Raw genomic sequence first — 1,954 nt, forward strand, 5'->3', positions numbered from 1 at the left:
CGCCCCCACGCCAGCGCCCAGCAGAACCCAAAACCCAACAGCCACCTGGTGACTGGGATCTTCCGCGTGACGCCGCCGACAGCCCCAGTAGGGTCCGAAGCATGACGGACAGCCGCGTGGAGGACGGCCTGTGGGTCGCGCCCGCGGTCGGGGAGGTGCCGTGATCACGCCGTGGGGGGAGGCGCTCGACCCCGAGCACGTGCTGCCGGAGTACCCGCGACCCCAGCTGGTCCGCGACTCCTACCTCACCCTCAACGGCTGGTGGGAGCACGCGTTCACCGGTGCCGGGGTCCCCCGTCCGCCCACCCGGTGGGACGGGCGGATCCTGGTGCCGTTCTCGCCCGAGGCGCCGCTGTCGGGGGTGGGCCGCAGGCTGCAGCCGGACGAGGCGCTGTGGTACCGGCGTACCTTCGCGCTGCCCGAGGGCTTCGTCCGCGACCGGGTGCTGCTGCACCTCGGCGCGGTCGACCAGGACTGCGAGGTCTGGGTCGACGAGACGTACGCCGGGGCGCACCGCGGCGGCTACCTGCCGTTCGCCCTCGACGTGACCGAGGCGCTGGCCGGCTCCGGCGACCACGAGCTGGTCGTCCGGGTGCGCGACGTCACCGACACCTCGTGGCGCAGCCGCGGCAAGCAGTCGCTGCGGCCCGGCGGCATCTGGTACACCGCCCAGTCCGGGATCTGGCAGAGCGTGTGGCTGGAGTCCGTCCCCGGCCAGTGGGTGCAGCGGCTCGCCCTGACGCCGCACCTGGACACCGGCGAGCTCGAGGTCATGGTGGAGGCCGGGGGAGCGGGGGAGGCGGGCTCGGCCGAGGTCACGGTGGGCGCCGGGTCCCGGACGCTGGCGCGCGCCGACGTGCCCCTCGACGTACCCACCCGGCTCCCGCTCGGGCCCGACCCGCGGCCCTGGTCGCCGGAGGACCCGTTCCTGCACGACGTCGTGGTCCGGCTCGGGGCGGACCGGGTGACCAGCTACGCGGGGATGCGGTCGGTCGGAGTCGGCGCGGACCGGCGCGGGCGGACCAGGCTGCTGCTCAACGGCGAGCCCTACCTCCACGCGGGGCTGCTCGACCAGGGGTACTGGCCCGACGGGCTCTACACCGCGCCCGCTGACGAGGCGCTCGCCCACGACGTCCGCACCGCGCGCGACCTCGGCTTCACGGTGCTCCGCAAGCACGTCAAGGTCGAGCCGCTGCGGTGGTACCACCACTGCGACCGCATCGGCATGCTCGTCTGGCAGGACCTGGTCAACGGCGGGACTCGCTACCGCCGTGCGGTGGTCACCAGCCCCGCCGTCGCGCCGCTGCGCCTGGATGACTCCCGCTACCGGCTCTTCGGCCGCGCGGAGGCCGAGGGCCGGCGCGAGCTCCTGAGCGAGCTCGACGCCACTGTGGAGCTGCTCTGCTCGGTGCCCAGCCTCGCGGTGTGGGTGCCGTTCAACGAGGGCTGGGGGCAGTTCGACGCGGCGCGGGTGGCCGACCGCGTGCGCCGGCTCGACCCCACCCGGGTCGTCGACCACGCCAGCGGCTGGCACGACCAGGGCGCCGGCGACCTGGCCAGCCGACACGTCTACTTCCGCCCCTACCGGCTCTCCCGGCGTGACGCCGAGGACGCGCGAGCCGCCGTGCTGTCGGAGTACGGCGGCTACTCCCACCGGGTCGCCGGCCACACCTGGAGCGACCAGGAGTTCGGCTACCGGAAGTACGCCGACGCAGACGCGTTCGCGCTGGCCTTCGCCCGGCTTCAGCACAGCCAGGTCGGGCCTGCCGTCGAGGAGGGCCTCGCCGGCTTCGTCTACACCCAGCTCAGCGACGTCGAGCAGGAGACCAACGGGCTGCTCACCTACGACCGCCGCGTCGTCAAGCTCGACGCCGACGGGGTGCGCACGTCGCACCGTCGCCTGCGCGAGCGCTTCCGCCGCGCCACCGGCGGCTGGGCGCGGCCGGTTGCGGTG

At 74.5% G+C, this 1,954-nt stretch carries 1 protein-coding gene; it reads left to right on the forward strand.

The annotated features are described in order from the left end of the window. Positions 1-160: 160 nt before the first annotated feature. Positions 161-1,954: glycoside hydrolase family 2 protein (locus PLP61_RS16785; protein ID WP_324503937.1), on the forward strand; the 1,794-nt coding region annotated here is incomplete at its 3' end.

Origin of the sequence: Nocardioides sp., assembly GCF_035429765.1 — a bacterium.
In the GTDB taxonomy this organism is placed as follows: Bacteria; Actinomycetota; Actinomycetes; order Propionibacteriales; family Nocardioidaceae; genus Nocardioides.